This window comes from Xenorhabdus bovienii (assembly GCF_024721015.1).
In the GTDB taxonomy this organism is placed as follows: Bacteria; Pseudomonadota; Gammaproteobacteria; order Enterobacterales; family Enterobacteriaceae; genus Xenorhabdus; species Xenorhabdus bovienii.
The window spans coordinates 1-1,775 of record NZ_JANAIF010000188.1 but is presented as its reverse complement, the minus strand read 5'-3'; the positions used below and the strand labels follow the sequence as shown (position 1 = coordinate 1,775).

1 protein-coding gene is annotated in these 1,775 nt (G+C 55.4%); it reads left to right on the top strand.

Annotated features, from left to right (window positions below; all coding sequences use genetic code 11):
• The coding region (locus NXS07_RS19800; protein ID WP_258087488.1) for a phage tail tape measure protein at positions 1-1,775 on the top strand (1,775 nt) is incomplete at both ends.

Below are 1,775 nucleotides of genomic sequence, written 5' to 3'. Positions count from 1 at the left end.
ACCGATCGTAACTTGAATATTCGGGTTTCACTGAGCGCGGCAAACCGACTTTCAGGCCCCCTTAACGCCGCCAACCGTGCGGCGGCGGGGCTATCCTCCCAAATCCGCAATACCCACAACAGTGTCCGCAGCTTGCAGAGTCAGGCACGCACTTTTGAGCGGCTCACGAATTCCGTTAAAAAAACGTCTGACTCCTATGATGAAGCCAAACGCAAGGTTAAGGCCCTGCGTGATCAGATGCCGCCTTTCGCCCAGCAAACGGAAGAGCAGCGCAGGATATTGCAGGCGGCGCGACAAGAACGGGATCGCTATGGCCGTGCGTTGGACAAGGAGAAACAGAAATTACGCGGGGTCGCGGCTGAACTGTACCGGCACGGCATTTCCGCCCGCAGTAGCAGCGATGTTACCGGCCAAGTTACCCGACGCACGGAAGCCTATAACCGACAGCTTGCTGAACAACAACGGCGGCTGACTGCGGTTACACGCGCCCAGTCCCGTTATGCTCAGGCTAAAGAAACGCGGGGTAAACTGGTCTCGGCGGGGGCGGCAGGCATGGCAGCCGGTGCCGGTTCGTTATATGGCATGTCGCGCATGATGACACCGGGACTGGATTTTGACGAAGGCATGTCAACCGTTCAGGCACTCACCCGACTGGATAAAGATTCCTCTCAACTGAAAATGTTACGCGAACAGGCGCGGCAATTGGGCGCCAGCACAGCCTATACCGCAACTGATGCCGCCGCAGGCCAGAAATTTCTGGCAATGGCCGGATTTACCCCGGAATCGATAAAATCGGCTTTGCCCGGTGTACTCAATATGGGCTTGGCGGGCGATGTTGATCTCGGCGAGGCGGCAGATATTGGCTCAAACGTGCTGACCCAGTTTAATCTGGACGCCGACCAGATGAACAGAGTGTCTGATGTTCTGACCGCCACATTTACCCGCAGTAATACCGACTTGCGACAACTGGGTGAAACCATGACCTATGCTGGCCCGATCGCATCAGAAGTGGGAGTCAGTTTGGAAAGCATGGCGGCGATGGCAGGACTCATGGCCGATAATGGCATACGCGGTAGTATGGCAGGAACGGCACTGCGGGCGGGACTATCCCGCATGGTTGCCCCCACTGGTGCGGGTGCGGATGCAATGGCCTCATTGGGCGTTAAGGTGAAAAAGGCCAACGGTGAACTGCGCGGAGCTGACGACATTCTTCAGGATATGGCGATCAGTCTGCGCAAATACGATCAGGCCAGCCAGATCCGGATAAAAAAAGACATTTTCGGCGAAGAAGCAATGGTCGGCATGGGAGCCGTACTCAAGGGAACAGTCAACGGCAAATATGACGAGAAAAAATCGGCCAATGATAATGCGGAAGGTGAAGCAGGAAAAAACGCCAAAACAAAAATTGATAACCTGCGTGGAGATATCAGACAACTCCAATCTGCATGGCAGGATTTAGGCATCCAACTGAATGAAAGCGTCGATTCCCCTCTACGAAATGTGACACAAAGTATTACAAAGCTAATCAGCAAAATTGGCCCATGGATGAAAGCCAATCCCCAATTGGTCAAGATGCTAGCCCTCGGCGCAATCGCAATGGGGGTTATGGTAACGGCTCTCGGCGCACTGGCACTGGCGGCGGCGGCGGTCATCGTCCCGTTTGCGGCGTTCCGGCTCAGTCTGTTTATGCTGACCCGGGGCGGCGGGCTGACCGCCTTATTTCCTGCATTGGGGGGATTGTCAACAAGGTTACGGGGGCTGCTGCCTTCCCTCGG